The sequence below is a fragment of the Rhodococcus sp. 1163 genome (assembly GCF_002091985.1).
GTDB lineage: Bacteria > Actinomycetota > Actinomycetes > Mycobacteriales > Mycobacteriaceae > Rhodococcoides.
Window position 1 is genome coordinate 198,013 of the sequence record NZ_MKKX01000018.1, and the last position, 15,341, is coordinate 213,353.

10 protein-coding genes and 1 pseudogene are annotated in these 15,341 nt (G+C 62.6%); 1 reads left to right on the forward strand and 10 read right to left on the reverse strand.

The features are described from left to right. Nucleotides 1–2: 2 nt before the first annotated feature. The 7 genes from BJD99_RS07100 to BJD99_RS07130 are packed head-to-tail and all read right to left on the reverse strand — an operon-like array spanning nt 3 to nt 9,203. Entirely contained in the window at nt 3–767 is a 765-nt protein-coding gene (locus tag BJD99_RS07100) for an enoyl-CoA hydratase family protein (protein WP_084346103.1), read from the reverse strand. After that, the gene (locus tag BJD99_RS07105; protein ID WP_084346104.1) at nt 767–1,927 is read right to left on the reverse strand and encodes an acyl-CoA dehydrogenase family protein; all 1,161 of its coding nucleotides are present in this window, start codon (nt 1,925–1,927) and stop codon (nt 767–769) included. The genes BJD99_RS07100 and BJD99_RS07105 overlap by 1 nt, the downstream gene beginning before the upstream one ends. Continuing rightward, entirely contained in the window at nt 1,924–3,969 is a 2,046-nt protein-coding gene (locus BJD99_RS07110; RefSeq protein ID WP_084346367.1) for a biotin carboxylase N-terminal domain-containing protein, read from the reverse strand. Before BJD99_RS07110 ends, BJD99_RS07105 begins: the two co-directional genes overlap by 4 nt. A 5-nt stretch (nt 3,970–3,974) precedes the next feature. Then, entirely contained in the window at nt 3,975–5,573 is a 1,599-nt protein-coding gene (locus BJD99_RS07115) for an acyl-CoA carboxylase subunit beta (RefSeq protein ID WP_084346105.1), read from the reverse strand. Next, nucleotides 5,570–6,718: an acyl-CoA dehydrogenase family protein gene (locus BJD99_RS07120; RefSeq protein WP_084346106.1), complete on the reverse strand. Its 1,149-nt coding sequence runs from the start codon at nt 6,716–6,718 to the stop codon at nt 5,570–5,572. Before BJD99_RS07120 ends, BJD99_RS07115 begins: the two co-directional genes overlap by 4 nt. Next, nucleotides 6,715–8,409 (reverse strand): acyclic terpene utilization AtuA family protein, encoded by a 1,695-nt coding sequence (locus tag BJD99_RS07125; RefSeq protein WP_084346107.1) that lies wholly within the window; start codon nt 8,407–8,409, stop codon nt 6,715–6,717. The genes BJD99_RS07120 and BJD99_RS07125 overlap by 4 nt, the downstream gene beginning before the upstream one ends. Next, nucleotides 8,406–9,203: a TIGR03084 family metal-binding protein gene (locus tag BJD99_RS07130; RefSeq protein ID WP_084346108.1), complete on the reverse strand. Its 798-nt coding sequence runs from the start codon at nt 9,201–9,203 to the stop codon at nt 8,406–8,408. The genes BJD99_RS07125 and BJD99_RS07130 overlap by 4 nt, the downstream gene beginning before the upstream one ends. 648 nt (nt 9,204–9,851) lie before the next feature. Between BJD99_RS07130 and BJD99_RS07135 the strand changes: the two genes are divergently transcribed. Further along, nucleotides 9,852–11,681 (forward strand): HNH endonuclease signature motif containing protein, encoded by a 1,830-nt coding sequence (locus tag BJD99_RS07135; protein ID WP_084346109.1) that lies wholly within the window; start codon nt 9,852–9,854, stop codon nt 11,679–11,681. 369 nt (nt 11,682–12,050) lie between these two features. On the opposite strand, the gene BJD99_RS21500 is transcribed toward BJD99_RS07135, so the two are convergent. The 3 genes and pseudogenes from BJD99_RS21500 to BJD99_RS07145 all read right to left on the reverse strand — a co-directional run bounded on the left by BJD99_RS21500 (nt 12,051) and on the right by BJD99_RS07145 (nt 15,334). After that, complete coding sequence (locus BJD99_RS21500; RefSeq protein WP_373270524.1) at nt 12,051–12,287, reverse strand: pentapeptide repeat-containing protein; 237 nt, start codon at nt 12,285–12,287, stop codon at nt 12,051–12,053. Next, nucleotides 12,265–13,866 (reverse strand): annotated as a pseudogene (locus tag BJD99_RS07140) (MDR family MFS transporter); the annotation flags it as partial. The pseudogene BJD99_RS07140 and the gene BJD99_RS21500, both read right to left, overlap by 23 nt. Nucleotides 13,867–14,056: 190 nt before the next feature. Continuing rightward, nucleotides 14,057–15,334 (reverse strand): nitrate/nitrite transporter, encoded by a 1,278-nt coding sequence (locus tag BJD99_RS07145; protein WP_084346110.1) that lies wholly within the window; start codon nt 15,332–15,334, stop codon nt 14,057–14,059. Nucleotides 15,335–15,341: the final 7 nt, after the last annotated feature.

A 15,341-nucleotide genomic window follows, 5' to 3' on the forward strand; every position in this document is an offset into this window, starting at 1 on the left:
TACTACTTCTTCCCTGTGTTCGGTATCGCCCAACTCGGTGGACGCTTGTGCAGAAAGGCCATCATCCCTTCTCGCGCCTCCTCCGATTCGAACAGCCTGGCCGAATGTGCGGCGAGAACCTCTCCGCGAAGATCGAATTCGGCGAGTATCGGGGCGGTGGTCAACCATTTCGACTCCGCCAGCCCTTGCGGTGACGCCTGAGAAATCGTTGCGACAAGTTCCGCGATCGTCGACGCCGGATCCGAACTTGCTGCACTGATCAACCCGATGGCCTCGGCTTCGTGGGCCCCGAACTTCTCACCGGTCAGAAAGTATCGGCTCGCTGCCCGCGAACCGAGTCGAGGAAGGACAGTGAGCGAGATGACGGACGGCGCGAGCCCGAGGCGGGCCTCGGTCAGCGCAAACGTACTGCCGGGCCCGGCCACGACGATGTCACAGGCACCGACGAGCCCCATTCCTCCTGCGCGCACATGGCCGTCGATCTTTCCGATGACCGGCTTGGGTGTCTCGAGGATCAACCGTAGTAACCCCAGCATCTGGGCGGTTCTGCCCTCGACCGAACCACCGGCCTCGGACATGTCGGCTCCGGCGCAGAAGGTGTTGCCCGTGTGCGCGAGTACGACCGCACGAATAGCAGGGTCCTTGCCTGCATCGACGAGTCCGGCGGTGAGCTCGTCCACCAGGACGGTGGACAACGCGTTTCGATTGTGCGGTGTGTCCAGGGTCAGCGTGGTCACTGCATCCGCGGTGTGAACCTGCACTGCCATCAGTACGACCTCGGCAAGCCCAGCGAATGCTGCGAGACGAAGTTCAGGATCATCTCGCGGCTGACCGGCGCAACACGGCCGATACGAACGGCGCCGAGCATCGAAGCCAGTCCGTACTCCTCGGTCAGGCCCGCGCCGCCGTGGGTCTGAATGGCCTGATCGAGCGCTTTGATGCTCGCCTCTGCTGCTGCGTACTTGGCCATGTTCGCGGCCTCCGCAGCACCGAAATCGTCACCGCTGTCGTAGAGAACTGCGGCTTTCTGCATCATCAGCTTGGCGAGCTCGAGCTCGATCTTGACCTGCGCGAGCGGATGCGCCAAACCCTGATGCGCACCGATCGGCGTCTTCCACACCGTGCGTTGATTGGCGTACTTCACCGCGGCGTCGAGTGCGTAGCGCCCCATGCCGACCGCCATCGCGGCACCGAGGATGCGTTCGGGATTGAGCCCGGCGAACAGTTGCATGAGCGCGGCATCGGCTTCACCGACGAGGGCGTCGGCCGGCAACCGAACATCATCGAGGAACAACGTGAACTGGTGGTCCGGCTCGATGATGTCCATCTGCATCCGAGTCTTCTGGAATCCCTCGGCGTCCGTCGGCACGACGAACAGCGCCGGCTTCAGCTTGCCGCTCTTGCTGTCTTCCGTCCTGGCGACGATGAGCACGGCATCGGCCTGATCGACCCCGGAGATATAGATCTTGCTGCCGTTGACGATCCAGTCTTCGCCATCTCTTCTGGCCGTGGTCGTGATCTGATGCGAGTTCGATCCGGCGTCGGGCTCGGTGATCCCGAAGGCCATGATCTTCGACCCGTCGGCAAGCGCGGTCAACCACGTCTGCTTCTGGTCCTCGGTGCCGTACTTACCGATGATGGTGCCGCATATCGCGGGGCTCACCACAACCAGGAGCAAACCTGCACCATGGGCAGAGAGTTCTTCCTGCACGAGCGCGAGCTCGTAGATGCCTGCTCCACCACCGCCGTACTCCTCGGGAAGATTCACCCCCAGGAACCCGAGCTTGCCTGCTTCGTTCCACAATTCGGTCAGCGGTTCACCACGCCGCGCTTTGGGGAGCACGTAGTCGATGTAGTTGAAGCGCTTGCCGAGAGAAGATACTGCAGTACGCAGCGCCTTCTGCTCCTCGGTTTCGATGAAGCTCATGTGTTCTCCTCTTCACTCACTACTGCTTCGGTGACTACTGCTTCGGTGACTACTGCTTCGGTGACTACTGCCTCGGTGACCACGGCGAGTAAGGCACCGACTTCTACCTGCTGTCCCACTTCGACATTCAGCTCGGTGAGTACACCCGCCGCTGGAGCGGTCACCGTGTGTTCCATCTTCATCGCTTCGAGCCACAGAATCGGCTGACCGGCCGTCACCGTGTCACCTGCTGCCGCGCCGACGCGAACGACGTTGCCCGGCATCGGAGCAAGCAGCGATCCCGCCGCCACCTCCTCGCTCGGGTCGGTGAAGCGCGGTGTCCTGACCAACCGAACGGGCCCGAGGGAAGAGTCGACGAAGATGTCGACGCCGTATCGTGCGACGTCGAAGAAGCGACGAATACCGTTCTCGTCGAGCACTACTCGCGTAGGCGAACTGGACACCAACCCGACGCCGTCCAGGGTTGTCGTGAGCCCGTACCGGCCGAGGGTGTATTCGACGGTGATGTCACCGGACTCGACCCCACACAACGAGGCATCGGTTCGGTAAGACTTGCGCTGCGGCTGGGATGGAAGGTTGCGCCACCCGCTCGGCAGCCCCTTGTCGACACGTGCCGTCCTGCGATTGGCGGCTGCATCGGCAAGCGCAGCAGCGAGTGCCGACAGCTGCACTGCATGGACGCCTCCTATCGGACGAGCGAGCGTATCGAGCCCATGGGTGTCGAAGAACGCCGTGTCGGTGTCCCCCGCCACGAAAGCCGGATGACGCAGGACATTGACCAGGAGGTCCCGGTTGGTCTTCAATCCGTGAATCTGCGCATTCTGCAATGCTTTCGCCAGCAGCTTCGAAGCCTGCTCACGGGTAGGTGCATAAGAGATGACCTTGGCCAGCATCGGATCGTAATGAACGCCGACGACAGTGCCACTCTCGATACCCGAATCGACCCTGATACCTGCCTTCTCGAGAACCGCGAAGTGCGCACCCGGAATCTCGAACCGATGAACCGGCCCACTCTGTGGTTGCCAATCCTGCGACGGGTCCTCCGCATAGAGCCGAACTTCGATCGAATGGCCCACGGCGACAGGCTGATCTGCTGGCAACGAACCGCCTCCGGCAACGTGGATCTGCAACGCAACCAGATCCAACCCCGTCGTACATTCGGTGACGGGATGCTCCACCTGAAGGCGAGTGTTCATCTCGAGAAAGAAGAAGTTCCCACTCTCGTCCGCCAGGAATTCGACGGTTCCGGCTCCCTCGTACCGGATGGCCTCGGTGGCCAAGCGGGCCGCGTCGAAGAGCCGCTGGCGCATACCAGGGACCCGCTCGACGAGTGGCGACGGCGCTTCCTCCACGACCTTCTGGTGTCGACGCTGCAGCGAGCACTCTCGCTCGCCGACCGTCCACACGTTGCCCTGACGGTCGGCCATGACCTGTACCTCGATGTGGCGACCGGTTTCGATGTATCGCTCGCAGAACACCGTCGAGTCACCGAATGCCGACAATGCTTCCCGCTGTGCCGCTTCGATTTCTGCATGCAGCGCGGCAAGTTCACGCACGATCCGCATGCCTCGTCCGCCGCCACCCGCAGATGCCTTGACGAGAACCGGGAGCTCGTCCTCGCCGATCGCCGCCGGATCGAGCTGCGTCAGCACCGGCACCCCGGCGTCGGCCATCATCTTCTTGGACTCGACCTTGCTGCCCATCAGTTCGATGGCCTCGGCCGGCGGTCCGATCCAGATCAAACCCGCGTCCTGCACCTGCTGCGCGAATTCCGCATTCTCGGAAAGGAACCCGTAACCGGGGTGGACAGCGTCGGCGCCGGCTCGGATCGCTGCTGCGATGACGAGTTCGCCGCGCAGGTACGTCTCGGCCGAGGAATTTCCGGGCAAACGTACCGCGGTGTCGGCTTCCCGCACGTGCGGAGAATCCGCGTCGGCGTCGGAGAAGACGGCAACGGTGTCGATGCCCTCGCGACGGCAGGAAGCGAAGACGCGTCGCGCGATTTCGCCGCGGTTGGCGACCAGGATCGAGTTGACAGTCATATGCGTCACATCCGGAAGACACCGAAGTTCGCGGTGCCTTCGATCGGGGCAGAGGCGATGGCCGAGAGGCACATTCCCACTACCGTACGGGTGTCACGGGGGTCGATCACTCCGTCGTCGTACAGGCGACCGGAGAGGAACAGTGGCAGCGACTCCGCGTCGATCTGCTTCTCGATCATCGCGCGCATGCCGGCGTCTGCTGCTTCGTCGAACACCTGGCCGCGACCTTCGGCAGCAGCACGTCCGACGATGGAGATGACACCGGCGAGTTGGGCACCGCCCATGACCGCGGACTTGCTCGACGGCCAGGCGAACAGAAAGCGTGGGTCGAAGGCCCGCCCACACATGCCGTAGTGACCCGCACCGTACGACGCGCCCAGCAGGATGGAGATGTGCGGGACAGTGGAGTTGGAGACGGCGTTGATCATCATCGAACCGTGCTTGATCATGCCGCCTTCCTCGTACTCCTTGCCGACCATGTAGCCGGTGGTGTTGTGCAGGAAGAGAAGTGGTGTGTTCGAGCGGTTGGCGAGCTGGATGAACTGTGTCGCCTTCTGCGATTCCTCACTGAACAGGACGCCTCGCGCGTTGGCGAGAATGCCGATCGGGTAGCCGTGTAGTTCGGCCCAGCCGGTAACGAGCGAAGACCCGTACATCGGCTTGAACTCGTCGAAATCGGAACCGTCGACGATGCGAGCGATGACCTCGCGCGGATCGAACGGAATCTTCAGGTCGGTGGGAACTATGCCGAGGAGTTCTTCGGGATCAGCGAGGGGTTCGATGACGTCGGCGCGCGGTTCCGGGCCCTGTTTCTTCCAGTTCAAACGCTCGACGATACTGCGACCGATGCGAATGGCGTCCTGCTCATCGACGGCGAAATAGTCTGCGAGACCGGACTTTCGGGCATGCATTTCGGCACCTCCGAGTGACTCGTCGTCGGATTCCTCACCGGTGGCCATCTTCACCAGCGGGGGTCCGGCCAGGAATACCTTGGACTGTTCCTTGATCATGACCACGTGGTCAGAGAGGCCGGGAATGTACGCACCACCCGCGGTGGAGTTACCGAAAACGAGGGCGATGGTGGGGATGCCCGCAGCCGACAGTTGTGTGAGGTCACGGAACATGCGGCCGCCAGGAATGAAAACTTCCTTCTGCGTCGGCAGATCGGCGCCACCGGACTCGACGAGCGAGATGACCGGCAGACGGTTCTGCATAGCGATGTCGTTGGCGCGGAACCCCTTCTTCAACGTCCACGGGTTGCTGGCACCGCCGCGGACCGTCGGATCGTTTGCCACGATCAGGCATTCGATGCCGCAGACGACGCCGATGCCCACCACCGTGCTGGCGCCGACCGGAAAGTCGCTGCCCCAGGCAGCAAGTGGGCATAGTTCGAGGAACGCCGAGTCCTCGTCGACGAGTAACTCGATGCGTTCGCGGGCAAGGAGTTTGCCGCGCCCCCGATGACGCTCGATGTACTTCTCGCCTCCGCCGAGCAGAGCCTTGGTGTGCTCGACATCGATCTCGGCGAGTTTGGTGTTCATCGCCTCGGTTGCCTCGACGTACTGCGCGGAGGCAGTGTCGAGAGTGGACTTCAGCACGCTCATGCCTGATACCCCAATCGTTTTGCTGCAAGTCCTGTCAGAATTTCGGTCGTGCCGCCGCCGATGCCGAGGATGCGCATGTCGCGGTATTGCCGCTCGACTTCGCTTTCGCACATGTAGCCCAGGCCGCCGAACAGCTGAACTGCCTGGTTGGCCACCCACTCACCGGCCTCGACGGCAGTGTTCTTCGCGAAACACACCTCGGCGATGAAGTCGTTGCTCGATTCGAGGGACTGCTCCACGAGATAATGCGTGTACACCCGCGCAACGTCGATCTTGCGCGCCATCTCGGTGACCGTGTTCTGCACGGACTGCCTGGCGATGAGCGGTTTGCCGAAAGTTTCACGATCGCGGACCCACTGCAGAGTCAGATCCAAGCAGCGTTGGGCGCTGGAGTACGCCTGCGCGGCGAGAGCGATACGTTCGGTGAGGAAGGCCTGCGCAATCTGCGCGAAACCGGAGTTCTCGGCCCCGACGAGATTGCCCACCGGCACTCGGGCGTCGGTGAACGACAGCTCCGCGGTGTCGGAGGCACGCCAGCCCATCTTCTCGAGTTTGCTCGTCACCTCGAAACCTGGTGTGTCCTTCTCGATCACGAGTAGCGACACCCCCGCTGCCCCGTCGCCGCCGGTACGCACCGCCGTGACGACGAAGTCCGCGCGGCAGCCCGAGGTGATGTACGTTTTGGCGCCGTTGACGACATAGTGGTCACCGTCTTTCACGGCCTTGGTCCGCAGATGCCCGACGTCGGAGCCGCCACCGGGTTCGGTGATGGCCAGCGAACCGATTTTCTCGCCGGCGAGGGTCGGTCGAACCCACCTGTCGATCTGCTCGGTGTCGCCTGCGGCCACCAGATGCGGCAGCGCGATTCCACCGGTGAACAACGATGCGAACAATCCACCAGAGGCACCGGCCTGGTGGATTTCCTCGCAGATGACGACGGCGTCGGCGAAGTCCCCGCCCTCACCACCCACACTCTCCGGGAAACCTGCGCCGAGCAAACCGAGTGCCGCAGCTTTCCGATGGAGCTCGCGGGGTAGCTCCCCCGCTGCTTCCCAATCGTTCAGGTACGGCACTATGTCGTGTTCGACGAAGCTACGCACGGTCTTTCGGAGTTGCTCGCGCTCGGGAGTATTCCATATCGTCATGAGAGTGTCCCTGTGAAGACGAGAGTTTCGGGAATGTCGATGTGGCGCGAACGCAGCCATTCACCGAGCCCCTTGGCCTGTGGATCGAAACGAGCCTGCGACGCAACGCCTTCTCCGAGGATTCCTTCGATGACGAAGTTGACGGCCCGCAGTTTCGGAAGAACGTGTCTGGTGACGACGAGATCCGCGGTCTCCGGCAGCATGAGTGCGACCTGCTCGACCGTCAAAGCGTGAGCCAGCCAAGCAAATTCGTCGTCCGTGCGAACCCAGACGCCGACGTTCGCATTTCCACCCTTGTCTCCGCTGCGTGCGGCGGCAATGGTGCCGAGTGGAACGCGGATGGTCGGTTCCGTCTCTCTCACCGGTGGTAGGTCTGGTTCGGTCAACGGTTCGAGTTCGAGCGTCTCGGTCGCGGGTTCGATCCCCCGTTGCGTCCCGTCCGGTAGTACGACCACATGTGGCACTTCGCCGATCGGCACATAGCCGGCGGTGAACACGCCGTACGGCGCTCCGTTCCCGGGAGGTGCCGTCACCGAAAGCCCCGGATAGCTGGCCAGTGCCAGCTCGACCGCCACCGAGGAGAACTGCCGCTCGACAACATTCGGATCGCTGTCGCGAACGACGCACCGGAGCAGGGCACTCGCGGTTTCCTCGGTCTCGGCGTCGGGCTTGTCGGTGCGCACGAGCGTCCAGTCGAGTTCGGTCGGCCGCGACGGAAGCCAGGACTCGAACTGCTGCTGCGCCAGTGCGGCTTTGGCCTCGATGTCGAGGCCGGTCAGGATCAGGGTGAACTCGTTGCGGAATCCGCCGAGTGCGTTGAGAGACACCTTGGCAGTGGGCGGGGGCGCTTCGCCTTTCACGCCGCTGACCAGCACTCGATCGGCTCCGACCTGTGACACCGACGCTGTGTCGATTCGAGCTGTGGCATCGGGGTTCGCGTAGCGGCCACCGGTGATCTCGTACAGCAGTTGAGCTGTGACGGTACCGACGCTCACCGCACCCGAGGTGCCTTCGTGTTTGGTGATGACAGACGATCCGTCCGCCTCGATCTCGGCAATCGGGAATCCTGGCCGCGACATATCCGCGATCTCGGTGAAGAACGAGTAGTTGCCACCGGTAGCCTGCGTACCGCATTCGATGATGTGCCCGGCAACAACCGCTCCGGCGAGAGCGTCGTAATCGGTTCTGCTCCAACCGAAGTGGGCGGCGGCTGGTCCGACGATAACGGAAGCGTCGGTGACACGCCCGGTGACGACGACGTCGGCACCCGCGTTCAGCGCCTCGACGATACCCCAGGCCCCGAGGTACGCATTGGCGGTGAGCGGGCTACCGAGGCCGAGTTCTTGGGCCCGCGGTAGCAAGTCGTCGCCGTGCACATAGGCGATTTCGGCGCCGGTGCCGAGCTTGTCGAGTGCCTCGACCAGGCCACTCGGGTTGAGGCCACCAGCATTCGAGACGATTTTGACGCCCTTGTCGAGCGCGAGCCCCAGGCAGTCCTCGGCCTGGCGGAGGAAAGTCTTTGCGTAACCGCGAGACTGATCCTTCGCCCGATCACGGCCCAGGATGAGCATCGTCAGCTCCGCGAGGTAATCGCCGGTGAGATAGTCGAGTTCGCCGCCCTCGAGCATCTCACGCATCGCCGAGAGTCGGTCGCCGTAGAAGCCGGAACAGTTGCCGATTCTGACTGTCATTGTTTGGTTCGTCCTGGTCCTGGAGGGCCTGCGAAGGCTTGAGCGATGGTCAGCCAGTGCTGAGCGTCCGGTCCGACGGCTTCGATGTCGAGATTCTCCGGGTGCGCCCGCTGCGTCACCAGCAGACAAAAATCCACCGCCGAGCCGGTGACGCGTTGAGCAGCGTCACCGGGGCCCCAGGTCCACAGCTCACCCAAGGGGGAGGTCAGCTCGACTCGGAACGGCTCGGACGGCGGAGTCTGTTGGTTGACCACATATGCAAAATCGCGGGTACGGACGCCGATGTGTGCGACAGCTTCGATGCGCTCGGTCGGCTCGCGGGTGATACCGAGTGCGTCGGCGACATCCTGGCCGTGAGCCCAGGTTTCCATGAGGCGAGCCGTTGCCATCGAAGCAGCGCTCATGGGCGGTCCGAACCACGGAATCTTGACACCCGACGGGACACGTTTCAGTGCGTCGGTCATCGCATGCCTGCGGGTGCGCCAGAGCTCGAGGAGTTCAGAATTGCTGGCCTCCTCCGCTGCGGCGCTGTCGACGAAACCAGCGGGATCGGACCATGCAGCCTTCAGCACGCCATCGAACTCTGCGGCAGCGATCGCATCCCCCGACGCCCCCGCGGTGGTGCGTTCGGCAACATTGTCGGTCCAGGACAGATGCGCGATCTGATGCGCAACGGTCCATCCCGGTGCTGGTGTGAGCGTCGCCCACTGGTCTTGTGTCAGTCCAGCAACGAGAGCGTCGAGCGCATCACCCTCGGCGCGGAGGTCATCGACGATCGAGTCGAGGTCGGCCATGGAGGAAGTTTCACACCTGATCGATAAAAAAGCAAGCACGCTTGCTTGTTAATTGTTGTCGACCCTCCGGCGGTCAGGGGGTGTCAATCGTCGAGCGAGCACTTCCATGCCATCGACCCCGGGAGTGGGCACCGCGTCGAGCTGGCCGCAGGACGCGAGGGGTTGTCCGGAGAGGAACCGTCGAGCTCGGCCGGAGGACGAGAGAGCGCTTACGCAGAGCCCAGACTGGCAGACCGCAGGGACAACCATGCCCACGGTTGCGTTGTCGTCGTCGGCCGTTCGCGCGGGCGCGCGTTGGCGGTCCACCCTTGCCGCGAAGCATCCCTAGCTCGCCTGCGAGCGGGTTCTGAACGATCCGGCGATCGAACTCGACACCGTCGGACTGGTCGGGGTAGCCGAACCGCCAAAGGGTGCGACTGCAGCACAGGGGCTGACCCCAGAGCCACAGGGCGCCCAACACGCCGCGAGCTGGCCGACCGCAGGCCAGAGGGCTTCGGGCCGGGATGTTGACGGCATGGTGTATGCACTCGAATTTTGTATTCGACTGCACTACAAGCGAATCGGCGAAGCCAACCCTTGACGGGCAGCCCAGGAGGCGATAGTATCGAACATACGTTCTAACATCGACTTGCCGGGGGGCTTCGATTCATGAGTTCGAGTCGCAGAAGTGCATTCGCTTCGTACATAGGTCCGCAGCCGAAGCCAGTCATCGATCGATCATCGCTTCAGAAGCTCTCCGACGCAGCGGTGATCGAGAACCAGGCCTGCGCACGCAAAGTTCGGCTCGCAGCGTCGATCTGGGATTCGTGCATTCACCAGAACGTGCAGGTCGGTGAGGTGATCATGGATGCCGGGAGCTATGCGGCATCGGAGACAGCGAGGGCGCTGGGATGTTCCAAGGCTGTGGCGGACACTTATGCAGAGATCGGTATGGATCTCCGACTCCGATTGCCCAGGGTCAGAGCAGCATTCGACGCCGGCGAGTTGGATCTCGCGCGGGTTCGGGCGATCTATCGAAACACCAACCCACTCTCACTCGAAGTTGCCGTCCGCATCGAGTCCGAAATTCTCCACGCAGCGCGCCGCCTCTCCCCCGGGCCACTCGCCACCGAGATCTGTGAAATCGTGCAGCGCGTTGCACCGGAGGAGGCGGCTGCGCTTCGCAAGGATCTCGTCAAGCTCACCCGCGTTCGATACCGCGACAGAGACATGATCGCCACCATCGAGGCAGACCTCGAAGCAGGTGACGCCGCGGCGTGCTGGCAACTGGTCAACGAAATGGCGAACACTCTGTGCCGCCGTGATCCGCGCACTCGTGGCCAGCGACTCGCGGCCGCGTACGTGGCGCTCATGCATCAAGAGACATTTGTTTCGTGCACGTGCGAACAGGACGAAGACAATCCGTGCACCGCCCGACGGGAATTGCCTGACCGCCGTAGCCCACTGACCACAGTGACGATCGATCTACCGACCCTTGCTGGACTCGCCGACCTACCCGGGTACCTCGCAGGGCACGGATTGATCGATGCGGACTATGCCCGCGAACTTGCTGCAAACGGAGACTGGCAGCTACTGCTGACCGAAGCGGCCGATCTCGCCGCATCGCTCGGTCTAGTAGACGTGATCCCTGATCAGGGCCTCGATGTTCGGTCAGAGCGTGGCGAGGGTGACGCGCGGATGGGTGCAGGTGCAGGTGCAGGTGCAGGTGCAGGTGCAGGTGCAGGTGCCGAGAGTGACGGGCCCGGCGACTCCGCAGGCACTGGCACTGGCACCGGGACTGGGACTGGGACTGGGACTGGGACTGGAGTCAATCTCGGTAAGCACACTGTGCTCAATCCGTTGGGTCATGGACGCCGCAGGCGCGGACTCACCCTTCCGAAGCGTCCGGCAAAGCCACAGCAGTGCACCACAGCGCCGAACGCAACTGAGTCCGCTACCGATTACTCCGGGTCCTACACGCTGGTAGCGCACATCGAAGAGGCTGTTGCAGCTGAGCCAGCACGGGCTGAGGCTCTGCACCCCGATGGTCACGGCGGATTCCTCGAACCACCCGACGGTGCGCTCACTTATCGCCCGAGTAGCGAACTGGCGAAATGCGTTCGACAGCGGGATCGCACCTGCCGGCATCCGGGATGTGACGTTCCGGCCGCAGCCTGCGAAATCGACCATGTGGTGCCCTATCGTCACTACGACCCGAAACACGGCGGATGGACGGTACTGACCAATCTGCATTGCCTCTGCCGCTATCACCACATGCTCAAGACAATGGGCGTCTGGGTTCCTGTCATGCTCTCGCGGGGCATCGACTACTGGACTTCGAGTTCCGGTTCGACAGCGATCACTCTGCCTGGGGGCACAGTCGGGACGACCGATCTGTCCGACTGCCGCCTGCTACCCCATTCCACGCAAGCGACACCCCCAATGCCGCCGCCAGCCTGCGAGCACGAACAAGACGGCAACCGAGCTCGCCGGACCTGACGGACCGGGCACACCGTTCACCGAGTGCCAGGCCGCCCAATCGGGCCGGCACAGCGGAGGCCACCTCGACTCAGCGCGCAGCAATGAAAGTGCCGCGAGCATCAGCGGTCCCAACCGTCCAGGGAATCCCTGGACTCGTGGGAACGCGGAGGATGCAGATGGCCCCGCGCCGTTTTGAAATGTGGAACAGGAGGTCCCTCGTAACCATCGAAAGTTACGAGGGACCTGAGAGTGTTCCGAGGGATCGATCTGCCTGCGTAGCTGCTCGAGTCATGCTCCGAACTTTGCTCGACCGAGCCGGGTAGTGCCCTGCTCGACCGAGCCGGGCAGTGCCGCATCTTGGATAGCGATCGCTCACCGCAGAGATCGTCAGCGCAGCACTTTGCGTGTAGGCCGCACTTTTCTAGCGGGCCACTTCCCCAGCGCAGTACTTTCCCCGGCGCAGCTTTCGTTAAAGATCCCTGCCTGCTCTTGCAGCCTCGACCTTCGCCGCCTCACCCCCGGCAGCTTCGCCCTTCGCAGCTTCGTCCTTCTCAGCTTCGTCCTTCGCAGCTTCGTCCTTCTCAGCTTCGTCCTTCGCAGCTTCGTCGCGTTCCTGCTGGGCAGCTGCGAGGCCGGACATCGTCCGCAGCGGAACCTCCTTGACGAAGATGACCAGCACGAATCCGATGACCATCAGGATGGAGACGGCCAGGAAGACATAGTCCATGGCATCGGAGAATCCGACACGGAAAGGTTCGGCCAGCGCGCTGTCGAGCTTTTGCATGAACGAACTGTCGACCAATGCACTGCCGGCGATCGACGAGTCCTGAGCAATGATGGCGTCGGCGAAGCCCTTCTCCAGCGGGTCCGCACTCGTCGACGCCGATTGGACGGCCTGCTGGAACTCCGGCGTCGTACTGGCCGCGACCAGTGCGTCAGTGGTCTTCGGTGTGAGCTGTGTGAACAGCATCGACAGGAAGACCGCGACGCCGAGCGTCGCACCGATCTGGCGGAAGAAGGTCGCAGCCGCTGTCGACACTCCCATGTCCTTGGGCGGCATCGCATTCTGAATTGCCAATGTCAGCGGTTGCATCATGGAACCGAGACCGATACCGAACAACGCCATGATCAGCATGGTCTGCCACAGCGGAGTATCCGCGTGCACATAGTGGAAGAGGAACATTCCGATCGCCATCAGTGCTGTGCCAACTACCGGAAAGATCTTGTAGCGGCCAGTTTTCGAAATCATGCGCCCCGACACGATCGACGAAATCATGAGAGCCCCCACCATCGGAAGCGTCTGATAGCCGGCGAGCGTCGGCGACGATCCCTTGACGACCTGCAAATACTGCGGCAATAGCGAAATGCCACCGAACATTGCCGCACCAGCGATGACACTGACCGCGATACACAATGCGAACAATCGATTGCGGAAAAAGCGCATCGGGATGAGCGCGTCGTCGCCCATCTTCACTTCCACGAAAACGAATGCGAGGACGCCCACGACACCGATCGCAAAACACATCAACGCGAGCGGCGAAGTCCAACCCCACACCCGGCCCTGCTCGGCGATGATGAGCAACGGGACAAGACCGACCGCCAACAGGAGCGCGCCCCACCAGTCGACGCGTGCCTCGCGTCGGAACACCGGAAGGTTCAGCACGCGCCACACGACGACAAGCGCGATGATGCCGAGCGGGACGTTGATATAGAACACCCACCGCCAACCCGTGATGCCGAGAATCGTGGATTGGCCGGCAAGCAGACCACCGATGACGGGACCGAGCACACTCGAAGTACCGAACACGGCAAGAAAGTAGCCCTGGTACTTCGCGCGCTCACGCGGCGGAACGATGTCCCCGATGATGGCGAGCGCCATCGACATCAGCCCACCGGCGCCGAGGCCCTGAACTGCCCGGAATGCCGCGAGCTCGTACATCGACGTCGAAATACCGCACAGCATCGAGCCGATGACGAAGATGGAAATCGCCGTCATGAAGAATGGTTTACGGCCGTAGAGATCGGAAAGCTTTCCGTACAACGGCGTCGAAATCGTCGAGGTGATCAGGTACGCCGTGGTGACCCACGCGAGTACCGAGAATCCGTTGAGGTCGTCGGCGATCGTGCGGACCGACGTCGACACGATCGTCTGATCGAGCGCCGCGAGGAACATCCCCATCATCAGCCCCGACAGGATCGTCATGATCTGACGGTGCGAGAGTTCGCCGGACGCGGGCTGCGTCACTTCTTGTTCGGTTACCACCGCTTGGTTACACCTTTACGATATGTTTGCTTGCAACACACAAGTAAATTGGGAACACCAGCATGCTCTCGGGAACGCGAGATTGCAATCCGATTTGTCAGACGCGCAACCCTGCCACCGCGGCGTCTAGTTACGATTTTCGACGCGACTGGAAAATCTCCCGCATCGTGCGCGGATGGATCCCTTCCACTGCCAACTGCCGTCGAGTTTTACGACGCGTCAGCAGGACTCCGGTGATCGCAACCACCCACACCGGATACTGCGCGAGAAACGCCAACCGGAACGCGTCGAAGGTGTACCCGCCGTTCGCTTGCAGAATCGCTCCGATGGACGCGATCACGAGCAGCGAAGCCAGGAATCCACCAATGTTCACCATTCCCTGGGCAGTGCCGAGATTGGCGCTCGGATTGAACGTACGGGCGTAGTCGAATCCGATGACCGACCCCGGTCCCCCGACCGAAATGACGACGACGAGCATCACCAGCAACCACAGTGGCGCCGGCCCCGGTAGAGCAAGAACGATCGCCCACATCACGGCATTGCTGATCATGATGGCCAACACCAGCCACGACCGCCGCATCGGGTACCGGCCCGTCAGAAATCCGAGAAGTAAACCGGACACGACGGCCGAGAACACCGAGATGGACAGCAACACACCCGCGGTCGATGCAGACAGACCCTGTCCCGAAGTCAAGTAGGGAATCCCCCACAACAAAGCGAAAACGGTGATGGAGAACTGCGTCCCCATATGGCTGAAGAAACCGAGACGAGTGCCCGGGCGGCGCCACACCTGCCCGATCGTGGCGAGAGTCTCGCGCATCGAGGTCGACGGCTCGACGACCTCCGATCCTGGCGGCACATCGCGTATCAGCGCCAATGCCAGGACGAACGCAAGTAAACCGAGCGACGCGGCACTGCCGAACGCAAACGTCCAGCCCGGCCCGTCGAGCAACATCAAGAACGGCACCGCCGACAGAATCTGACCGGTCTGACCGAGCAAACCAGTCAGCTGCGAGACGATAGGAACCTGCCGCGGAGCGAACCACCGCGGGACGAGTCGCAGCACCGAAATGAAGGTCAACGCATCGCCCACCCCGACGAGCGCCCGTGCGGCGACCGCCACCGGAAGCGACTCCGTCAGCGCGAGCGTGATCTGCGCAATCGTCATCAACAGAGCACCGAGCGCGATCATCTTGCGTGAACCGACGCGATCGAGCACCACACCGGCAGGAATCTGCATCGCGGCGTAGACGACGACCTGAAGAACGACGAACGACGACAGCAGCGACGGGCTGACCGAGAACCGATCGGCCGCGTTCAGTCCTGCCACCCCGAACGCGGTGCGGTGCAGGACGGCGACGATGTATGCGAAGACGCCTACACCCCAGACCAGCCACGCAGCTTTCACTAGGACA

Excerpts from the sequence above, each read along its gene's own strand:
- BJD99_RS07105 (WP_084346104.1), bottom strand. The coding sequence starts at position 1,927 with ATGAGCTTCATCGAAACCGAGGAGCAGAAGGCGCTGCGTACTGCAGTA.
- BJD99_RS07130 (WP_084346108.1), bottom strand. The coding sequence starts at position 9,203 with ATGGCCGACCTCGACTCGATCGTCGATGACCTCCGCGCCGAGGGTGAT.
- BJD99_RS07110 (WP_084346367.1), bottom strand. The coding sequence starts at position 3,969 with ATGACTGTCAACTCGATCCTGGTCGCCAACCGCGGCGAAATCGCGCGA.
- BJD99_RS07115 (WP_084346105.1), bottom strand. The coding sequence starts at position 5,573 with ATGAGCGTGCTGAAGTCCACTCTCGACACTGCCTCCGCGCAGTACGTC.
- BJD99_RS07135 (WP_084346109.1), top strand. The coding sequence starts at position 9,852 with ATGAGTTCGAGTCGCAGAAGTGCATTCGCTTCGTACATAGGTCCGCAG.
- BJD99_RS07120 (WP_084346106.1), bottom strand. The coding sequence starts at position 6,718 with ATGACGATATGGAATACTCCCGAGCGCGAGCAACTCCGAAAGACCGTG.
- BJD99_RS07125 (WP_084346107.1), bottom strand. The coding sequence starts at position 8,409 with ATGACAGTCAGAATCGGCAACTGTTCCGGCTTCTACGGCGACCGACTC.
- BJD99_RS07100 (WP_084346103.1), bottom strand. The coding sequence starts at position 767 with ATGGCAGTGCAGGTTCACACCGCGGATGCAGTGACCACGCTGACCCTG.